We start from the raw sequence: 253 nt of genomic DNA, 5'->3' as shown, positions 1-253 counted from the left end.
ATTTCCTGGGAAATAGTCTTTTTACATGATCAAATTTAAGCAGTGGGGGAGGCAGCTAATCGTTACCGCCTGGCTCTTCCGTGTTACCTCGCCGTCGGTATGGACCCAGAGCGGCTGACTCAGTTCAATATGAATCTGCTGGCCCTGGCCATGGTGGACGCCCTTAAAGTGGTAGTATTTCCCGACATAAGCAGCCGGGAATTTGGGCAAAATTTGCGCGAGGTTCAAGTCGCCAATCGCTGCCAGGTTGAGC

Annotated in this window: 1 protein-coding gene; it reads right to left on the bottom strand. The window is 51.8% G+C overall.

The features are described from left to right. Positions 1-21 precede the first annotated feature (21 nt). The coding region (locus tag FC20_RS10590) for a diacylglycerol/lipid kinase family protein (RefSeq protein WP_201779623.1) at positions 22-253 on the bottom strand (232 nt) is incomplete at its 5' end.

Origin of the sequence: Lactobacillus equicursoris DSM 19284 = JCM 14600 = CIP 110162 (assembly GCF_001434815.1) — a bacterium.
GTDB lineage: Bacteria > Bacillota > Bacilli > Lactobacillales > Lactobacillaceae > Lactobacillus > Lactobacillus equicursoris.
Note: the sequence above shows the minus strand (reverse complement) of the source record. Positions and strands in the feature narration are given on the sequence as shown.